We start from the raw sequence: 18246 nt of genomic DNA, 5'->3' as shown, positions 1-18246 counted from the left end.
AAAGGCGGCTTTTTTGTGGCCGTCGCTACGATGGTCAAAATGGTTTTATCGGGAGTCTACAGGCAATGACTACACGCCAGTTTGGCAGCTAAGGTTTAGGTCGCTTCTGAGTTTAGCCTTCAACTTGACGCAACAGGATGACGGTGATGTGAGTGCTTTGGGCAATTTCTAGCGGCACATTGCCCTTGATGACCTGGCTAAGCAAATTTTCGCGGGAAGCGCCAAGCAGTATGGCGTCGCTGTGACACAAATTCGCCATATCAACGATCGCATCCGAGACCGAGGGATGGGTCAACACCTGGGTATACACCGGGCGGCGCAGGGTTTCTTCTAGGCCGTTAGCCATTTCAGAGAGGTGCTGGAGGGTGAGGCACTCGCCCTTTTCAGGGTGGCAAATAGTGCAGAGCTGAATCTCGGGGGAGTTACCTAGGGTGAGCAGGCCGGGCAGCAGGGCTTGGGCGCTCTGGGCATTGGGGCCACCCGCAGTGGGAATTAACCAATGGTTAAAGGTAAGGTTGCGGCCGGGACGCACCACCACTACCTGGCAGGGGGCCTGGCGAATCAGGGTGTCGACGACACCGCTGATTACCCGACCGGGGGTGAGATTGGGATGGTGCCAGCCCATTAGCACTAAGTCGATGTGGCGCTCTTTAATCACTTCGAGCAGGGTGCGGCCAATTTCGTGGGCCGCCCGCACCTGAAAATGCACCGACAGCCCGCTATTTTCGGCGTAGGAAAGGGCGAGCTGGCGCAGGGGCTCTACCTTCTGCAAATCGACTTTGGCTTCGGCGGGGGCGATGCTGCGAGGCACGGGGACGACATGGATACATTCCAGTTCGTAGTGCAGGCCATGGGCGATCGCCGCCGCGATCTTGATCAAATCTGGCGCGGTGCGGGGGTCGGCCAGGGGCAGCAACAGCCGTCCCTGGCCAGTGGCGGGGGCCTGCTGCTGAAACACCACGTAGGAGGGTTCGGCCTGGGGGCCGAGTTTGAGCTGGTCGCCGCTGACCTGGTCGCACTCAGCGCGAATAATGTCGGCGCGGGTGATGATGCCCACCAGCTTGTTACCTTGGGTGACGGGCAGGCGGCTGAGCTTGAGCCGGTTGAGCAGATGCAGCACTCGGGGCAGAGTGGCATCGGGGGCCACGGTAACCGGGTGAGGAGTCATAATATCGGCCAGGGCAGCGTAGTCGTCTAGCCCCTGGGTGGTGGAATCGCTCAAGTCGCTCTGGGTGACAATGCCTACTAGGCGACCGTCTTCGAGCACCGGAAAGCCGCGATGGTGCGATCGCGAGAAGGCTTGCGCAACTTCTGTCAGGCTCATTTGGCTAGAGAGGGTTTCGACCCGACGCTGCATTAAATCGGCGGCCTTAAGGTGACCCCAGGGGTTGTTGGCTTGGGGCACCGGCTCTAGATGAATGCCTTGGAGGGCGAGCAGGCGGTTGTAGATGGAGCCGTCGTTGGCGCGATCGGCAATTAGGTAGGCAACCCCCGAGCCAATCATCAGAGGTAGCACCAGGTTAAAGTTGGCGGTCATCTCAAACACGATGACGATAGCGGTAATCGGCACCCCCGTTACCGCGCTAAAGAACGCACCCATGCCTGTCAGCGCGTAGGTGGTGGTGGTGGCTAAATCAGCCGGTAGGGGCCAGGCCCCAAAGCCGGTATAAACGCTCTGAGCGAAAAAGCTCACCAGACACCCTAACGCCGCGCCCAGCACCAGCGAGGGAGCAAAAATTCCCCCCGGTGCCCCGGAGCCGTAGGCCAGCAGCGTTAGCAGAAACTTGGCGACAAATGCGATCGCAATCATCTGCCACCCAGCTGAGCCCGTCACCAAAAATTCTTGTAGCCCAGTATTATCGATTGCCGCCACCGGCACAAACACCCCCGCTAGGCCCGTAATCAGCCCCGCCAGGCCGATGCGCCCCGGCAATCCCAACCGCTTAAACTGGCGAAAGAAGGCCAAACTGCCAAAAATGCCCCGCCGAAATAGTGACCCCAGCAGCCCGGCCATCAACCCCAAAATGATCAAAAAGGGCAGGTCGTGTACCGATAGGCTAATCGGCCGGGCATCCATGGTTAAATTCAGCCCCTGCCCCCCCAGCAGCCGTGACACCACCGCCCCAATAAACGACGCCAAAATAGCGCTTCCCAGGGTCAGGTCAGAAAAATCTTGCAGCAGCTCTTCGACAACAAACAGCACCCCAGCAATGGGAGCATTAAAACCGGCGGCCAGACCGGCAGCTGCACCAGCAGAAATTAGCTGCCGCCGATATTCGGGCGAGGTTGGCACCCAGCGGCTGAGTTCCGCTGCCAAGCCAGCACCAATTTGCACTGTCGGCCCCTGCCGTCCCAAAGAAAGGCCTGACCCCAACGCCAAGAGAGTACTGCCCAGCTTCACCAGCGCTACCCGCAGATTCAGCGGAATTTTGGCAAAACCGAGCGCTGCTTTGACTTGAGGAATGCCGCTACCCGACGCCTCCGGAGCCAGTCGTTCAACCGACCAGCCTGACAGCCAGCCGCCCACCAAACCGATTGTGGGTAGCGCCAGCCATAAGGGTAATGTGGTGGAGGTACGCCACAAGGTCAGCAGCTCGACCCCCTGCTTGAGCAGCACCGCCGCTAGCCCCGACACCAGCCCGATGACACACGCCTCAACAATGGCTACCCGCTTGCGGCTCAGCAAGGGTTCCAGGCGCTTTAACAACATCACAGGGGCAGCATCATGACAGGGATACGGTAAACCACAGCAAGAGAAAGGGGCAATACCCAACTCAGTGCAGTCTTCCCTTAACTATCCCAAAGTGTAGCCTTTAATCGGACTGCTACGGATGTAACTCGCAGTCGGGGAAGCGACCCAACCCATTGGCTTCCACAATGGCGTTGCGACATTTTAGGGGCGTTTTGCCAGTCATTTCTGATAACCGCTTGAGGCTGATGGCGGGAGAGCCACCCTGGGGAGCAGTCATATAGAGTCGGTAAGCTACCTCCAGCACTTGATCATCCAGCAGCAGCGGCCTAACCGTAGAACTTATGACGTCTAGCATGGCGGTAGGAGAACTCGTTATTTAAGTATGTTCACGGATGTTTCTCGTAGGGCCGTCTATCTCACGATGGGTTTTTGGGGCAGAAGTTGAGCGGCAACGGCTACTTCTAAGGGGATAACCCCCTGCTCTGTAAGACTTAGCAAGGCAATTCCATAGAAAATATTGGCTGGGCACCAAGCTGAAGGGGAATGATGTGAAACGAAAAAACCTGCCGTTTGCGTTATCTCCTTACCTACTCCTGCAACTCAGGAGCAATCTCTAGCTCCGTCGCCCAGAGATCGAACGTAATGCCCACAGTCTGCTCTAGCTGGGCAACGCTGTTGAGGAAGGCGATGCGGGCCTCCAGCTCGTTAGTTTCAGCCGTCACCAGTGCCTCTTCTTGATTGATCAGCTGAAACAGGGTAATGTTGCCCCGCCCTAGGCGAAACTGCTCCTGGGCTGCTTCGAGCTGACGTCGAGCGTTGAGGGTAGCTCGTTCTGCGGCGACCACCTGGCTCAAGCTAGCCTGAGCCTCATTGAGCCCGGCGATGACATCGTTGCGAATCTGGTCTTGCAGCTGAGCTAGGGTGTTGTCCTGCTGTTGTAGGGTAATGTCGCCAGTCAGACGATTGGTTTCAGGTTGGGGATCGCCAAAGGTGCGGGTGGCCACTAGCCCCATAACGCTACGGGAGCCATCGCCCAGGGTGCCGTCGGCGACGGCATCGAGCTGCCAGCGCAGGTTATCTTGAGCCACTAGCAGATCAAGTTCCTGCTGCTGCCGCTGAAGCTGGGCCTGCTGGTAGTCGGTGCGTTGGGCTAGGGCCAGGGTCACCAGGGCTTCGGGCTGGTAGGTGGCCAACTGGGTAGCGGCGGCGGCAAACAGCTCGGTGATGGTGTCTACCGATGTAACAAAGCGCAGGTTGCGATCGGTGCCAATTAGATTCAGTAGGGTGCTGTTGGCCTGGTCGAGCTGGTTTTGGGCATCGACTAGACTGCGCTGGGCATCGGCTAGCGATCGCTCGGGGTCAAACAGCTCAATGGGAGCCAACCGCCCAGCGTTTACGAGGGCCTGCAAAATGTCGAGCTGCTGCTGCCGCCGCTCCAATGCCTGGGTCTGAATCTCGACCTGGGCTTGGGCGTTGATCAGATTGTTGTAGCCGAGAATGGCAGTGGTCAGGGTGTCGATGACGGTACTGCGCAAGGCCAGCTGGTTACGAGTTTCGCCTAGGTGGGCCTGGTTGAGCGGGGCTTCGTTGACGGCGGTGCCGAAGCCCCGCAGCAGGGGTTGGCTGACCCTAAATTGCAGGGATTGCCCGCCCTCGAAGGGCGTTAGCCCCAGCTCAAAGCTGGTGCCCAGGCGGGTGGTGAGGGTAGTGTCGAGCCGTACTTGTTGATCGAGGTCGGTGTCACTGCCCCCCAGCAGCACCGAGCCCGGAATTGACTCTGCATCACCGCCGTTACCAAAGCGACTGCGGGTGGCATCAACCCGCAGGGTTGGCGTTAAACGTGGGTTAAAAGTTTGCTCGGCGGCGGCGAGCTGCTGCCGCTGCACAATACGCCCTAGAGCCTGGTTGCGTAGCTCACGGTTGCCCTCTAGAGTCAGGTTAAGCAAGTCGGGTAGGGTAAGAATGACTAGCTCAGACGTTTCATCGCGCGGTGAAAATAAGTCAGATTCTGAGGGAAGCTCGATTAATGGTTGCGATTCTGCTAGGGCTGGAGAAACAACTGCACCATCGTGACCTAACCACAGGGCTACTCCTAACCAGACTAAGGCGATGTGCTGGCTAGCTAATACTGGTAAAGTTGCCATGCCTTGAATCGCCTCCTCAACCTACGCTCTAACGAAGCGGGATAGAACCTATGCCTAACCAGCCGTTATGCCAACCTACCACGACGATTCAAACACGGTCACAAACCCCAGACTGCCTAACAAAGTGGTTGAAAGAGTTGAAGCCTCGCCCAACGAGGCCAAAAAGGTGAGCTGACATGAGACGCTAAAATTTGCATCATCTCCGGGTCGGTACCATGCCAGCCACACCTATCGTTATGATCAAATGTTGCCGTTATTGCACTAATGTAGCCATCGCCGCGACCCGCGGCACCTCAAAGCGCTGGCCTGGATGGTGACAGTGCTGATATGCAGCGGTCAGACGAGTGGGGCCGCTGCTGTGGCGAAGCCCGGCTCTATGAAACCGTTGGGCTCTGGAGCGATGGTCGCTGGCGCTGCAACCTGGTGCTGACCAACGTCAAACCGAGTACTCTCAGTGGGGTTTGTAGGCGTCGATAAACTAACGACCACAGGCTACACAAATGAATTTGTCTTGCATCGACGCAACCTGGCGATCAAGATGCTTGTGCGCAAGGGAATAGAGTTGTTCTTGTTGTATAAGTGGGCACACTTAACGAGTCAACCCAACAGAGCGCTTTTCCAAAACTTCTGTTCACGCTACAGCGGCCCCCAAGTATGTCTACAGAACGTTTCTACGCTGACTTACCTGCGATAGACAACCTGCTCAGTGCGATCGATGCCAACAATCTGCTTCCAGTACCAAGCGACTGGTACATAATCATCGCGGATGTTAGAGGCTCTACGGAGGCGATTGAGGCAGGACGCTATAAGGAAGTCAATCTCTTAGGCGCTTCTTCCATTGCAGCGGTACTCAATGCCGTTAAACCGCTTGAAGTTCCCTATGTGTTTGGCGGCGATGGAGCTTCTCTTCTAGTTCCCTCTACCGTATTAGAGAAGGTAAAGTCGCCTCTGCTAGCCCTACAACAGCTAGCCCAAAGAGAATTTAACCTTGAGCTTCGGGTCGGAATTGTTCCAGTGACAACGGCTAGCCAAGCAGGGTTTGAGGTGAAGCTGGCAAAGCTCAAGGTAGCAGAGCAGTATCACCAAGCTGTTTTCGTCGGCGGAGGATTAAACCACGCAACAGAATTAGTGAAATCTTCTGAAACGGCCAGTCGCTATCAAATCAGTGATGTCGAGATTTCCCCAGCGAACCTGTCAGGGTTAGAGTGCCGCTGGCAGGATATCGCCAGCAGGCATGGGGAAACGGTAACGCTGCTGGTGCTAGCAACCACCCATAGCCCAGCGGCAAATAATGCCCTGTATCACGACGTGCTTGAGAAGATCCAGGAGATCTATGGTACTGAGGATGACTTTCACCCAGTTGGGCTGCAAAATCTCAATCTATCTCTAAGAACTGAGAAACTGCTCCCCCAAGCCAAGCTGCGATCGCAGCCCTCCAACTGGCTATCTCGCTGGCGCTATATCTGGAACCTTAAGATAGACAACATTTTGGGTTCGATCTATATGAGGTTGAACCTTAAAGTTGGCGGTATCAACTGGGGTGCGTATAAGCAGGTGGTGCAGTCTGCCAGTGACTACAAGAAATTTGATGACATGTTGCGGATGATCATCTCAGGTGATGCCAATCAGCGAGAAAAGCTGACCGACTACCTCGATGCTCAATCGCGTGAAGGCAACCTCGTCTACGGCATACACGTTTCAGATCGAGCTTTGATGACCTGTCTAGTGTTTGAGCGCAATGGGCATGAAGTTCATTTTGTCGATGGGGCTGATGGCGGCTACACTCTAGCGGCTAAGCCGCTCAAGGAAAAGCTAAGGCGCAAAGCAGCTAACTGGCAAGCTTATACCCGCATGGTAGGGCTCCGCGAAAAGCTATCTAGCCAAGGAAAAAATTCAAATCTTGGCTCACAGGAAAAGAGTGAGGCAGCATCCATTGATTAGGCCGTGATCATAGGCAAGAATCACGTCGATTCTTGCCCACAGCCAAGAGCTAATTTAGCAATGTATCATCCTCGCTGATAGCGCTGGGCATAGTCGGGAATCGCAACTTCTGGCGAGCACTGGGGGTCGGTAACGGCGGCGGCAGCGGTGACCGCCAGAGGAATTTCCCCCGCCCAGACCGGCAGGGCATAGTCGGCAGCGGCATCGAGGGGTGGGCCGCTGCGCACCTTAACCGAGGCCTCGGCAATGGGCAGGGCCAGCACCAGGGTACCCGCCAATTCTGGGGCGGTGGGTGGGCGCACTTCATCCCACCGGCCAGGCACAACGTGGTCGGTAAAGGCTTTGAGCGCTGCTAGCTTTTCGTCGGCATCATCCACTCGGGTGGCGGTGCCAAACAGCACCACCGAGCGGTAGTTCATGGAGTGGTGAAACGCTGAACGGGCCATTACCAACCCGTCGAGCAGGGTGACGGTGAGGCAGACCTCCACTCCCTGCTCCAGAGTAGTCAATAGGCGGCTGGCCGGGGAGCCGTGGATGTAGACCCGATCGCCCATGCGACCGTAGGCGGTGGGAATGACAAAGGGTTGCCCTTGGACGACAAAGCCTAGGTGACAGACCAGCCCTTCGTCGAGAATGGCATGAACCTGGGAGCAATCGTAGCTGGCTCGCTGAGGGAGGCACTTGACTTGGGTGCGGGGGGTGGGGGAGAGAGGAGTTTGGGACATGGGACTTGGGTAAAAGGGTGAAGGGGATGAGCTATAGAGAAGTGGGTAAGTGGGCAATTAGATTGGCGGCGGTGGGGTGGGTTTGTAGGGCGGTGATGACTAGAGGGTGGGGTTGGGCGTAAATGGTGGGGTAGTCAACTTCGCCGAGGTGGGGGCGGATGGGGAAGGCGAGCTGTTCGCGGTGGTCATCGCCGTTGAAATCGGCTTGCACCCCAGGCTTATTGCCTCGCGCATCGAGCCGCACCCAGCGGTCTAGCTCGCTCAGGTAGACGGCGTTAAGGCCGTGCAGGGTGTGGTGGGTGGGCTGGGCATCGTCAAACACGAGACGTTGGTAGCAAAACCCGGTGGGAATGCCGCAGTGGCGCAGCAGAGCGGCCAGCAGATGGGCTTTTGCAAAGCAGAAGCCGTGGCCCTGGGCCAGCACTTCGGAGGCGGTGCAGGTGACAAGTTCGGCCTGGATGTCGTAGGTGTGGGCGATGCGATCGCGCACCCATTCGTAGACAATCTTGACCTGCGCCATGGGTGAAGGGGTCGCTGCGGTGAGTGATCGCGCCAGGGTGGCAATGGCCGGGTGCTCACTGTCTACTAACGCCGATGGTAGTTGATAGTCGACAAGGCAGGCCGCCTCGGGAATCAGAGCAATCGGTAAGGCAATCGACATTTAACCCTCCTGGGATACGAGATTGAGCTCCATCAAGTTGCTCTCGCTAAAGCCCAGCTTTTGGTAGAGCGATCGCGCCTTGGGGGCCGCATTGAGCACAATTTTGGTGCAACCAATGCCTCGGAGATAGTCCACCATCAGTCGGGTCAGGCGGGTGGCCACACCCTGATTGCGATAGGCAGGCTCCACATAGACGCCCCAGATGTAGCCGTACTGGCGATGGGTGGGCAACAAAATTGGGGGATACAGCCCGGCAAAGCGCTGACCACTGACTGAGCCCACAATTGCGCCTTCAGCTATGGCCACAAAAGTCTGGTAGTCAAGGTTATGCCGAGCTGTTTGAACAAAATCTAAGGAGATATCTAACCAGTTGGGTTGAATATTGCCCTCAGAAACCCCCAGATCGCGCCACATACGGTAAAAATGCTCGGCAATCACCGCATCTTCTGTAGTATTGCTAGCTCGAATAGTGATAGGACTTGGCAGCGACATAGGGCTGTGAATAGTTAGAAGATCTGTTGTTTTAAAAGGTCAGTTTAAAATTTCATATACAGGTCTGCAAATAGCCCCCAAAAGTTTTTCTCAGTTTTTTGGGGTGTCAGATAGGATTGCTTGAGACACAAATCATGCCAGCGACAATGTGTAGTGATAAAACGCTTCGTCTCGACAGTAGCCCCGCGATTCATAAAGGGACTGAGCCGGGGTATTAGAGGCTTGCGTCGCTAGAATAATGCGGGCGGCATCGGTTGTCTTCGCAAATTCTGCTGCTGCATTCAGCAACAAACCTGCCATTCCCCTATTTCTATAGGCTTCCTCTACAAACAAGTCGTTTAGAACCCAAACACGCTTCATGGATACGGAAGAAAAAGTGGGATAAAGCTGCGTAAATCCAATAATTTTATCGTGATGGCAGACTACGAATATTGTTGAGCTGTTTTCCTGAAGACACTTGCTTATGAATGTTTTTGCTGCCTCAAAGTCTGACGGGGCTTGGTAAAAAACTCGATATTGGTCAAACAGTTTTGCTACTGCTTCAAGATGCTCAAACCTAGCTTGAAAAACGTCCATCTTTTCTCTTCTGAGAGCTTTGCTTAGAATAAAGGTGAAATTGGAGAGTCACAAGAGCCACTTTCACCTCAACTGACCAGTCCACTTTGTCCCTGCCTTGATGGATTTTGCCATTGCCCTTGACCCCCACAGCCCAGACCCCGTCTACCAGCAGATCTACGCCGCTCTGCGGGTTGGGATTCTCAACGGGTGGCTAGCCCCGCGCCAGCGCTTGCCTTCGACCCGTGCCCTAGCCCAAAGCCTGGAGGTATCGCGCGCCACTGTGACCCAGAGTTATGACCAATTGTTGAGCGAGGGCTATCTGCAAACAGTGACGGGCTCTGGCACCTACGTCTGCGACCAGCTGCCTGACGACCTGCTACAACCGCCTCCCTTAACCGCTATTCCGGCCGGGCCAATCCCTGCTGTGTCGCTGTCGGCCTATGGTCGTCGTTTGGAGCAGATTGACCCTGGCCCCAGCCCTGAACCCGCTGTAGCTCTGAGCTTTCGCTATGGCCGACCGGCCCTCGATCGCTTTCCGTTAGAGCTGTGGCGGCAGCTGTTGTCTCGCCACTGCCGCCGCACTGAATGGCTCGACTACGCAACCAATCCTCTGGGGTATGGGCCGCTGCGAGAGGCGATCGCCGCCTACCTGGCCCAGGCTCGCGCCGTGCACTGCCACCCCGACCAAATTTTGATCACCAATGGCACCCAGCAGGCGCTTTCTCTTGCCACGCGCCTGCTGCTGTCGCCCGGCGATCGGGTGGCTTTAGAAGAACCTAGCTATCTCAGCGCCCGCCGTGTCTTGGCCAGCCAGGGGGCAACGTTGTGCCCAATTCCGGTGGATGCTGCGGGTATGGATGTGGCGGCGCTGGCTGCCACACCCGGCCCGATTCGTCTAATGTATGTCACCCCATCGCACCAGTTTCCGACTGGGGCGGTGCTGTCTCTGCCGCGCCGGTTGGCCCTGCTGGCCTGGGCAGAGCATAGCGGCAGCCTGATTTTTGAGGACGACTACGACAGCGAATATCGCTACGGCGGTCGCCCGATCCCGGCGCTGCAAGGGTTGGGGGATGGGCAGTCGGTGCTGTACGTGGGCACGTTTTCTAAGGTGCTGTTTCCGTCGTTGCGGGTGGGCTACATGGTGCTGCCCCCGGCCCTGGTGCCAGTGTTTAGCCGCGCCAAGTGGCTGGCCGATCGCCAGGGGCCAACTCTGGAGCAAGCGGTGCTGGCCGACTTCATCACCGAGGGCCACTTGGAGCGCCACATTCGCCGCATGCGGGGCATCTATGACCGGCGACGGCAGACATTGGTCGCGGCCCTGAGCGAGCACTGGGGCGATCGCGCCACGCTGCTGGGCGAAAACGCCGGGCTGCACGTGATGGTGCGCTTTGCGATCGATATTGCCGATGAAGAACTGATGGCGAAAGCAGCTGATGTGGGCATCGGGCTAATCTCAGCCAGCCCCCAGTACCTCGGCCCTAGCCCAGGGCACGAGTTTATCTTTAGCTACACCGAACTGGAAGAGGATGCGATCGCCCTTGGGCTCGAACGCTTGGCTGCCCTAAACCTGATCTAGCCTCTGATTTACTCCTCGTAGATCATCTTGCGGCCCATGCCGCCGTCGACCACGATATTTTGCCCTGTGATGAAACTGGCTTTATCCGACAGTAAAAAGTAGGCCATGTCCGCAATATCCTGGGCTTGCCCCACTCGCCCCACGGGGTGCTGGGAGTGGTCAGTTGAGCTGAAGTGGGACTCTTGAGGGGGATGTTTCAGGGCGCTGACATCAATCCAGCCAGGGCTAATGCAGTTGACGCGGATGGCTGGGCCGAGACTCATGGACAGAGCGTGGGTCAGCGCCACGACGCCCCCCTTAGAGGCGGCATAGGCTTCGGAGTCGGGCTCAGACTGAAGGGCGCGGACCGAGGCGATGTTGACAATCGCACCCTGGGCAGCGCGCAGATGGGGGACGGTATGCTTAACCATCAGAAAGTACCCCGTCAGGTTGGTGCCAATCCAGCGATTCCAGTCTGCCAGTTTTAGGTCTTCGATCGGGCCGCTGTAGGGGTGGGCGATGCCAGCATTGTTGACAAGCCCGTTGAGCTGGCCAAACCAATCTAGGGCGGCCCCGACACAGCGCTCCACCTCATGTTCCTGAGACACGTTGCAGGGCAAAAAGATAAACGACTCGTGAAACTGAGACAGAGTGTCTTGAAGGGCAGCACCAGCGGCTGTATTCATGTCGGCGATCGCAACGCGCCAACCCTGATTAAGCAGGAGTTGGGTAATACCCAAGCCAATTCCTTGGGCACCTCCGGTGACCAGAGCTACGGGGGTCTGAGTGGCCTGACTCATCGGTGCACCTCAGATTGAGGGGGGAAAGAGTTGGGGGAAAGAGTTGGGGGAAAGAGTTGGGGGAAAGAGTTGGGGGAAAGAGTTGGGGGAAAGAGTTGGGGGAAAGAGTTGGGGGAAAGAGTTGGGGGAAAGAGTTGGGCACCTGCGGTGCCCAGAGCCAAAGAGATCTGAGCGGTCTGATTCATTGATGCACCTCAGGTGGGTGGGACGAGACTGCTAGGCAATCTAGGGTGTCTTTCTGCCCAGACAGTGGCCTTTACCATAACAAACCCTGTGCGCCAGAAAACCGCTCTAATGGTCCTTTTTATTGCGACAGTTCTGTTGATTATCGGTGCTATGGTCGGGTTTATGCCCGTAATCATGACATTGTTGATGTTTGAGGACCCCAAGGTTCTCGAAAGCCCTGCCGCGGTGAACCTGGTTCTCAGCGTTGTCAGCTTTCCTATTATTTGCCTGGTGGCGGTGCTGCTAAGCTGGCTGGTGTTTTTGCTGCCAGTGTTCGCCAATTTGCCCTATCGCTATCTGTTGGCCTGCGGGTTCACCGCCCTACCCTTGATTAATCTATCCACTGCGACAGCTACCCTAGCCTGGATCTTCTATGTCAACGACGGCCTTTCTTGGTGAAGTCTGAGTTAGGACAGCCCAAAACACCAGGATTCAAGCCTGTTTTGACTCTTCGCTGTTCTATTTTCATTCTTTTGCTATAGCGACAAGGCCGCTTGGATGGGCCTCGTCTAACCAGCGGATTGTAGCTCGACAGCTCCTCAGTCAGTGCCTAGCTGCAAGCTGTAGAGATTGGCGTAGATGCCCTGACGGGCTATTAGCTCGGCGTGGGTGCCCTGCTCGACAATGTCGCCCTGCTGAATCACCAGCACCTGGTCAGCCTGGGTGACGGTGCTGAGACGGTGGGCAATCACAAAACTGGTGCGATTGTGCAGGAGGCGGGCGATCGCCTCCTGCACCAGCCCCTCGGTGCGCGTATCAATGCTGCTGGTGGCCTCATCGAGCAGCAAAATGCGCGGGTCAATCAGCACCGCGCGAGCAATGCTCACCAGCTGCCGCTGCCCCTGGCTGAGGGGTGCGCCGCGTTCCCCCAGCCGGGTGCTGTAGCCCTGAGGCAGCGACGTAATGAACTCATGCACATTTGCCGCCTGGGCCGCCGCTTCAATATCAGCCTGGCTAGCGTGGGGAACCCCAAAGGCAATGTTTTCGGCCACGGTGCCGCTAAACAACAAATTATCTTGCAGCACAATGCCAATCTGGCGGCGCAGGCTGGCCTGGGTGACGGCGCGCACATCCACCCCGTCGATGCGCACCGCCCCCTCCGACACATCGTAGAACCGCATGATTAGGTTAATGATCGTGCTCTTGCCTGCCCCCGTCGGCCCCACCAGAGCAACCATCTGCCCCGGCTGGGCGCAGAGGTTTATCCCCTTCAGCACCTGCTGGTTGGGGGTGTAGCCAAAGCCCACCGAGTCAAACCGTACCTCGCCTTTAATCGGCGGCATCTCGGTGGCGTTGAGCGCATCTTGCAGGGTGGCAGGCTCGTCGAGCAGCAGAAAAATGCGATCGAGCCCCGCCAGCGCCGACTGGGCCTGGGTGTAGAACTGGCTGAGAATTTGGATGGGGCGAAAAAACTGCTGCACATAGAGCACAAAAGCCGTCACGGTGCCCACCGTCATCACCCCCGTCACCGCCAGATAGCCGCCGTAGGCCGTTACCCCAGCCGTAGCCAGGGTATTGAGCAGGTCAATCGAGGGCAAAAACGCCGCCGTCACCGCCACCGCCTGCACATTGGCCTTGCGGTTCGCCGCGTTGAGGCTGTCGAACTCTTCAATGTTGAGCTGGGTACGGTTAAATGCCTGCGCCTCTTTAACGCTGCCAATGTCTTCTTCGAGCTTGGCCGATAGGTCGCCGATGGTCTGCCGGGTAACGCGAAACCTGCCCCTCGCCCAGCGAGAGAAAAACCCCGTGGTAAAGATCATCAGCGGCACCACCAGATTGCTCAGCAATCCCAACTGCAAATTGATCGAGAGCATGGCGATGATAATGCCCACCAGACTAAAGGTCTGGCCCAGCACCTGGGGAATGGTGAGGCCAAAGGCCTGGTTGACGGTGTTGACATCATTGAGCAGACGACTCATCAGGTCGCCCGCCTCGCTGCGATCGAAAAAGCTCACCGGCAAACTCTGGATTTTGTCGAAAATATCCTGCCGCAGCTGCCCCAGCAGCCGCTGCACGATCGCACCCATCCGCCAGATCTGCCCCCGAATCGCCCACACCCCAACGAGATAAATCACCGTCAGGGCCACCAGCATCCACAGTAGCCCCGACAAGTTGCCCTGCAAAATCAGGTTGTCGATCGACCAGCCAATCAGCAGCGGCCCGATCGCCTGGGTCGTAGCCCCAAGGGCAACCAGCAGCAGTGCGATCGGTAGGTCTTGCCGATAGGGCGCAAAATAGCGCAAAAACCGCCCCACCGTCGAGAGCTTGGGCTTAGAGTCTACTGGGGAATGGACGGCTGTAGCGGGGGTCATCAGTAGTCGTTCCTCAATTTTGGAGGTCCAAGGCAATTCTAGAATTTAGATGAAAAGCCTTAAGGCCTAGTTGGCTAACGACGGGAAAATTAAGTAAGAACCGGAACGGTGCCCACCTGCGATTCCAAAATCGCGCCGTAGAGCGAGCTATGGGCCATCAAATATTCGTGGGTGCCCTGGGCCATCAGTCGCCCCTTATCCATCAGCAAAATGCGATCGGCGGTGCGCACGGTGCTGATGCGCTGGGCTACCACAAAGGCGGTACAGGTGCGGCGGCGCATCAGGTCGTCGAGGGCCGCCTGAATTTGGGCGGCAGTTTGAGCATCGACGGCGGAGGTGCTGTCGTCGAGAATCAACACCTTGTAGTCGGTCAGCAGGGTGCGGGCGATCGCAATTCGCTGCTTTTGCCCCCCCGATAGCCCGACCCCGCGCTCGCCCACTAGGGTGTCGTAGCCCTCGGGCAGGGTCATGACAAAGTCGTGAATCTGAGCGGCTTTGGCTGCTTCAACCACCTCGCCCAGGGTGGCCCCGGCCTTGGCGTAGGTGATGTTAGAAAAAATGGTGCCCGAGAACAGGGTGGTCTCTTGAAGCACGGTGCTGATGTGCGATCGCAGACTTTCCAAGGTAAAGTCGCGCACATCGCGGCCGTCAATGCGCACCGCCCCAGCGGTGACATCGTAAAAGCGGGGAATCAGGTTCGTGACGGTGCTTTTGCCTGAGCCAGTCATGCCCAGAATGGCGATCAGCTCGTTGGGTTTGGTCTCAAAGGAAATGCCGTTGAGGGCTGGGGTGGCAGCACCGGGATAACGAAATGACACATTCTCAAAGGTGATGCGGCCGCCGCAGGTGGTGAAGGGGATGGCGTGGGGGCGATCGCGAATTTCGACTGCGGCATCGAGCACCTCATAGACCCGCTCGGCGGAGGATGAGGCCCCGGCGATCGCCGGAGCGGCAAAGCCAATCAGCAAAATCGGCTGCAAAATCAGCAGCAGGTAGGCGTTAAACGCCACCAGTTCCCCCACCGAAAAGCGCTGGTCAATCACCGCTGCGCCGCCGTAGCCCACCACCACCACAATCACCAGGTTGCTGACTAAAAAGATGAACGGGAACGTGTTGCGAATCGCCCGAATCGTCTTCATGTTGGCAGCCACCAGCTCGTTGTTGAGCTGGGAGTAGCGATCGTGCTCCGCCTTCTCCCGCACAAAGGCCTTGACCACCCGCACCCCCAGCAAATTCTCCTGCAAGACGGCGTTGAGGTCGCTGAGTTGCTCCTGCACTTGACGAAACAGCAGGTTGTTTTGGCCAAAAAACCGCGCCATCAGCCACCCCGCTATCGGCACCACCGTCAGACTAATCAGCGCCAGCTGCCAGTTCATGATCAGGAGAATGGTCGCGATCGCCACCAGTGTCACCACCCCGCTAATCACCTGAACCAGACTGGTGCTGAGGAACGTGCGCACCTGCTCAATGTCGCTGGTGACGCGGGTGAGCAGCTGTGAGGTTTGAGCCTGGTCGTGGTAGCTAAAGCTGAGGGTTTGAATCTTGCTAAAAATGCGGTTGCGCAGGTCGTAGACCACGCTCTGCGACATGGCCTCGGCGCAGAAGCTCTGGCCAAAGTTAAACAGCCCCCGAGCCAGAGCCGCCGCCACCAGCCCCGCCCCGCTTTGCAGCACCACCGTCAAATTATTTTCGGCAATGCCATCATCGATGGCCCAGCGAAACAGCTGCGGCGTCGCCGCATAGGCCGCCACCAGCAGCAGGGCGCTAACTAAAGCCCCCAAAGTGAGCCAGAGGTGAGCGCGCAGACTGCTCAATACCCGCAGCAGAGGCTGTTGCGAAGAGACGTCTTGGGGCTGAGACTGAACCAATCGCCTGCTCCTAATCACATCTCAGCATTCTAGACGGTGTTCTATAGCCGGTGAAGTCTTGGTTTAGAACAGCCCAAAATGCCAGCATCCAAGCCTATCGAGCATTCTTCATTTTTCACTCTTCTACTTTCGTTCGTTTGCCATAGGCCGCCCGTGACGATTGCCGCGACCACATTGACAGTATTCACCCAATCGATAACCGCGATCGGGTAGACAAGGTCAGGGCTGCGAGACGAGCTTTGAGGCCACGGTTTGTGTGACTACAGCTGACCCAGGCAAATCATCGACAGACTAATCGCCGCCAGAAACAGCCACGAAAGCCCGGCCAGATAAAGCGGCTTGAGACCCAGCTGCGACAGGCTGGCCAGCTTGGTCTCTAGCCCCATAGCCGCCAGCGACAGGCAAAGCAAAAGCTGATTGACGCTGAGCACCGCCGCCTTGATGGGCTGGGCCACCAAGCCCAAGCTGTTGACCCCCACCAAAAGGCAAAAAAACAGCACAAACCAGGGAATGGGCAGCGCGCGCTCAGGCTGCCCCAGTTGGCAAGGGCGACGGGTTTGCCAACCCAGGCTAATAATAATCGGCACCACCAGCAGCACCCGCGAGAGCTTGGTGACGGTGGCCACCTCGCCGCTGAGGTCGCTGTTTTGAAAGGCGGTAGCAATCACCTGAGCCACTTCGTGCACCGACGCCCCGCACCAGAGGCCAAAGGCCTGGGGGCTGAGCTGCATGAGATTGCCCAACAGGGGATAGGTGACCATGGCCAGGGTGCCAAAGCCGGTAATGGTGGCGATCGCATAGGTCATATCTTCCTCAGAGCCCTCAACCACCGGGTTGGTGGCCACCACCGCTGACGCCCCGCAGATCGACGTGCCCGCCGCAATCAGCTGGGCTAGGCGTGGGTTAACCCCCAGCGATCGCCCCAGCCAGCAGGTTAGATAAAAGGTGCTGATGGTGCTGACCGTCACCATGCCCAACCCCCAAGGGCCTACCGCCAGCACCTCCGTCAGGCTCAGCCGCAGGCCGAGCAAAATCACCGCCAGCCGCAGCACCCGCTTCATCGCAAACTGAATGCCGGGGCGGTAGGTGGCAGGCACCACGCCCCACTGCCGCCAGCCAATCCCGAGCAGAACGGCGATTAGCAGTGGGTTGAGAGTATGGAGGTCGCTCAGCCGATCTAACCCCAGGGCGATCGCCGCAATCAGCGTTGTCAGCAGCAGCCCCGGCAAAATTGAGCTGCCCTGGGTTTTCCAGTCGCTCGTCACCAGACCCAAGGTAGAGACCTCTGGGCCAGCCTTAGAAGATAGTTTCATGACTTTAAAGACCATTTATAGGGTGAGATCAGGCCACCAAAGCCAGCACCGCCACCGTCAATAACAGACCCATGACAAAGCGGCGAAAGAGCGCTTCGTTAACCCGTTTAAAGCACAGCTGACCGAGCAGCTGCCCCAGAAAAAACACCGGTAAAAAGCGGAGAAATAAGCCTCCCACCGCTACCGACATCAAGCCACTAGCCCAATAAGACCCCAGGGCAATCAGCTGGATGAGCGCAAAAAATACGATAAAGTTGGCCCGGTTGGCGGCAGCCAGGTTGCTGCTAGACATTTGGTAAAGCACGATGGGAGGGCCACCGATGCCCGCTAGGCCGGTCAAAAAGCCACTGAGGGCACCCACCCCTGCGCTCAAGGCTAGACGGGGATGGGCATAGCGGCTTTTGCCGCTCAACAGCAGCAGCACAAACCCCAAAATCAGCCCACCGATGATGCGCCGCAGCAGGGTTGGCTCTAGCAGTGCCAGAAAGTGCACCCCCACCGGCACCATCACCACAGCGCTGAGCACCAAAGGCAAAACCTGCTTCCACTTGGTCTTTTGCAAGGCTCCCGGCACCAAACCAGCCCCGGCGGTCATCTCGATTAGCAGAATGGTTACCACTACCAGCTGCGGGTTAAACAGCAGACTTAGAGCAGGGGCGAGAATTAACCCCGAGCCAAAGCCAGAGAAGCCTCGGGTAAAGCCTGCGATCGCCACCACCCCCAGACTAATCAGCCAGATCTCGATGCCCATGGGCGTGCCTCCTGCCAGTGCAAACATTAGAAAAGGATCCCCTGAGTGACCAGGTTAAGTCAGGAGTGAGGTATCGGTGGGGATCCGAAAGAGGGGATCGAGATGGGTGAGTGGATGGGTAGACTGCATCCATTTGACTAGCCTGATTCAAGCGGCGGTTTTGTCGAGGCAAACGGCGCTGGCTCTGACTGATTCTGGGTCGACTGGCA

Annotated in this window: 16 protein-coding genes; 4 read left to right on the top strand and 12 right to left on the bottom strand. The window is 57.4% G+C overall.

Annotated elements, in window-relative coordinates; translation table 11 throughout:
- Positions 1-112: 112 nt before the first annotated feature.
- The 3 genes from H6F57_RS11325 to H6F57_RS11315 all read right to left on the bottom strand — a co-directional run bounded on the left by H6F57_RS11325 (position 113) and on the right by H6F57_RS11315 (position 4836).
- Complete coding sequence (locus H6F57_RS11325; RefSeq protein ID WP_190629968.1) at positions 113-2710, bottom strand: chloride channel protein; 2598 nt, start codon at positions 2708-2710, stop codon at positions 113-115.
- Between the two features lie 115 nt (positions 2711-2825).
- Positions 2826-3047 carry a hypothetical protein gene (locus H6F57_RS11320; protein WP_190629874.1) on the bottom strand — a complete coding sequence of 74 codons (222 nt, stop codon included), beginning with the start codon at positions 3045-3047 and terminating at the stop codon, positions 2826-2828.
- A gap of 232 nt (positions 3048-3279) precedes the next feature.
- A complete protein-coding gene (locus H6F57_RS11315; protein WP_190629876.1) occupies positions 3280-4836 on the bottom strand; it encodes a TolC family protein in 1557 nt (518 codons plus the stop codon).
- A gap of 327 nt (positions 4837-5163) precedes the next feature.
- Between H6F57_RS11315 and H6F57_RS11310 the strand changes: the two genes are divergently transcribed.
- On the top strand, positions 5164-5313 hold the full coding sequence (locus H6F57_RS11310) for a hypothetical protein (RefSeq protein ID WP_190629879.1): 150 nt from the start codon (positions 5164-5166) through the stop codon (positions 5311-5313).
- 177 nt (positions 5314-5490) lie between these two features.
- Complete coding sequence (locus H6F57_RS11305; RefSeq protein ID WP_190629880.1) at positions 5491-6777, top strand: DUF3095 domain-containing protein; 1287 nt, start codon at positions 5491-5493, stop codon at positions 6775-6777.
- Positions 6778-6842: 65 nt separating this feature from the next.
- On the opposite strand, the gene H6F57_RS11300 is transcribed toward H6F57_RS11305, so the two are convergent.
- The 4 genes from H6F57_RS11300 to H6F57_RS11285 all read right to left on the bottom strand — a co-directional run bounded on the left by H6F57_RS11300 (position 6843) and on the right by H6F57_RS11285 (position 9231).
- The gene (locus H6F57_RS11300) at positions 6843-7502 is read right to left on the bottom strand and encodes a pyridoxamine 5'-phosphate oxidase family protein (RefSeq protein ID WP_190629881.1); all 660 of its coding nucleotides are present in this window, start codon (positions 7500-7502) and stop codon (positions 6843-6845) included.
- A gap of 31 nt (positions 7503-7533) precedes the next feature.
- Positions 7534-8163 (bottom strand): transglutaminase family protein, encoded by a 630-nt coding sequence (locus H6F57_RS11295; protein ID WP_190629883.1) that lies wholly within the window; start codon positions 8161-8163, stop codon positions 7534-7536.
- Entirely contained in the window at positions 8164-8655 is a 492-nt protein-coding gene (locus tag H6F57_RS11290) for a GNAT family N-acetyltransferase (protein ID WP_190629886.1), read from the bottom strand.
- Positions 8656-8787: 132 nt separating this feature from the next.
- Positions 8788-9231 carry a GNAT family N-acetyltransferase gene (locus H6F57_RS11285; RefSeq protein ID WP_190629888.1) on the bottom strand — a complete coding sequence of 148 codons (444 nt, stop codon included), beginning with the start codon at positions 9229-9231 and terminating at the stop codon, positions 8788-8790.
- A gap of 100 nt (positions 9232-9331) precedes the next feature.
- Between H6F57_RS11285 and H6F57_RS11280 the strand changes: the two genes are divergently transcribed.
- Positions 9332-10789, top strand: a complete 1458-nt coding sequence (locus tag H6F57_RS11280) for a PLP-dependent aminotransferase family protein (RefSeq protein ID WP_190629890.1) — start codon at positions 9332-9334, stop codon at positions 10787-10789.
- An 8-nt stretch (positions 10790-10797) separates the two neighbouring features.
- Here H6F57_RS11280 and H6F57_RS11275 read toward each other — a convergent pair whose 3' ends face one another.
- Complete coding sequence (locus tag H6F57_RS11275; RefSeq protein ID WP_190629892.1) at positions 10798-11568, bottom strand: SDR family oxidoreductase; 771 nt, start codon at positions 11566-11568, stop codon at positions 10798-10800.
- 294 nt (positions 11569-11862) lie between these two features.
- Here H6F57_RS11275 and H6F57_RS11270 point away from each other — a divergent pair, with 294 nt between their 5' ends.
- Positions 11863-12192: a hypothetical protein gene (locus tag H6F57_RS11270; protein ID WP_190629894.1), complete on the top strand. Its 330-nt coding sequence runs from the start codon at positions 11863-11865 to the stop codon at positions 12190-12192.
- Positions 12193-12332: 140 nt separating this feature from the next.
- On the opposite strand, the gene H6F57_RS11265 is transcribed toward H6F57_RS11270, so the two are convergent.
- The 4 genes from H6F57_RS11265 to H6F57_RS11250 all read right to left on the bottom strand — a co-directional run bounded on the left by H6F57_RS11265 (position 12333) and on the right by H6F57_RS11250 (position 18037).
- Positions 12333-14105, bottom strand: a complete 1773-nt coding sequence (locus tag H6F57_RS11265) for an ABC transporter ATP-binding protein (RefSeq protein WP_190629895.1) — start codon at positions 14103-14105, stop codon at positions 12333-12335.
- Positions 14106-14194: 89 nt separating this feature from the next.
- Positions 14195-15973, bottom strand: coding sequence for an ABC transporter ATP-binding protein (locus tag H6F57_RS11260; protein ID WP_190629897.1), 1779 nt, complete (start codon positions 15971-15973; stop codon positions 14195-14197).
- Between the two features lie 260 nt (positions 15974-16233).
- Positions 16234-17286 carry a YeiH family protein gene (locus H6F57_RS11255; RefSeq protein ID WP_190629899.1) on the bottom strand — a complete coding sequence of 351 codons (1053 nt, stop codon included), beginning with the start codon at positions 17284-17286 and terminating at the stop codon, positions 16234-16236.
- 28 nt (positions 17287-17314) lie between these two features.
- On the bottom strand, positions 17315-18037 hold the full coding sequence (locus H6F57_RS11250) for a sulfite exporter TauE/SafE family protein (RefSeq protein ID WP_190629901.1): 723 nt from the start codon (positions 18035-18037) through the stop codon (positions 17315-17317).
- Positions 18038-18246 lie beyond the last annotated feature (209 nt).

Origin of the sequence: Leptolyngbya sp. FACHB-60 (genome assembly GCF_014695775.1) — a bacterium.
Lineage (GTDB): Bacteria > Cyanobacteriota > Cyanobacteriia > Phormidesmidales > Phormidesmidaceae > Nodosilinea.
The sequence above is the reverse complement of the archived record's forward strand: the minus strand, read 5'-3'. Positions and strand labels throughout refer to the sequence as shown.

What these genes read in the sequence shown, in the direction of transcription:
- H6F57_RS11325 (WP_190629968.1), bottom strand. Translation starts at nt 2,710, where the DNA reads ATGTTGTTAAAGCGCCTGGAACCCTTGCTGAGCCGCAAGCGGGTAGCC.
- H6F57_RS11320 (WP_190629874.1), bottom strand. Translation starts at nt 3,047, where the DNA reads ATGCTAGACGTCATAAGTTCTACGGTTAGGCCGCTGCTGCTGGATGAT.
- H6F57_RS11315 (WP_190629876.1), bottom strand. Translation starts at nt 4,836, where the DNA reads ATGGCAACTTTACCAGTATTAGCTAGCCAGCACATCGCCTTAGTCTGG.
- H6F57_RS11310 (WP_190629879.1), top strand. Translation starts at nt 5,164, where the DNA reads ATGCAGCGGTCAGACGAGTGGGGCCGCTGCTGTGGCGAAGCCCGGCTC.
- H6F57_RS11305 (WP_190629880.1), top strand. Translation starts at nt 5,491, where the DNA reads ATGTCTACAGAACGTTTCTACGCTGACTTACCTGCGATAGACAACCTG.
- H6F57_RS11300 (WP_190629881.1), bottom strand. Translation starts at nt 7,502, where the DNA reads ATGTCCCAAACTCCTCTCTCCCCCACCCCCCGCACCCAAGTCAAGTGC.
- H6F57_RS11295 (WP_190629883.1), bottom strand. Translation starts at nt 8,163, where the DNA reads ATGTCGATTGCCTTACCGATTGCTCTGATTCCCGAGGCGGCCTGCCTT.
- H6F57_RS11290 (WP_190629886.1), bottom strand. Translation starts at nt 8,655, where the DNA reads ATGTCGCTGCCAAGTCCTATCACTATTCGAGCTAGCAATACTACAGAA.
- H6F57_RS11285 (WP_190629888.1), bottom strand. Translation starts at nt 9,231, where the DNA reads ATGGACGTTTTTCAAGCTAGGTTTGAGCATCTTGAAGCAGTAGCAAAA.
- H6F57_RS11280 (WP_190629890.1), top strand. Translation starts at nt 9,332, where the DNA reads ATGGATTTTGCCATTGCCCTTGACCCCCACAGCCCAGACCCCGTCTAC.
- H6F57_RS11275 (WP_190629892.1), bottom strand. Translation starts at nt 11,568, where the DNA reads ATGAGTCAGGCCACTCAGACCCCCGTAGCTCTGGTCACCGGAGGTGCC.
- H6F57_RS11270 (WP_190629894.1), top strand. Translation starts at nt 11,863, where the DNA reads ATGGTCCTTTTTATTGCGACAGTTCTGTTGATTATCGGTGCTATGGTC.
- H6F57_RS11265 (WP_190629895.1), bottom strand. Translation starts at nt 14,105, where the DNA reads ATGACCCCCGCTACAGCCGTCCATTCCCCAGTAGACTCTAAGCCCAAG.
- H6F57_RS11255 (WP_190629899.1), bottom strand. Translation starts at nt 17,286, where the DNA reads ATGAAACTATCTTCTAAGGCTGGCCCAGAGGTCTCTACCTTGGGTCTG.
- H6F57_RS11250 (WP_190629901.1), bottom strand. Translation starts at nt 18,037, where the DNA reads ATGGGCATCGAGATCTGGCTGATTAGTCTGGGGGTGGTGGCGATCGCA.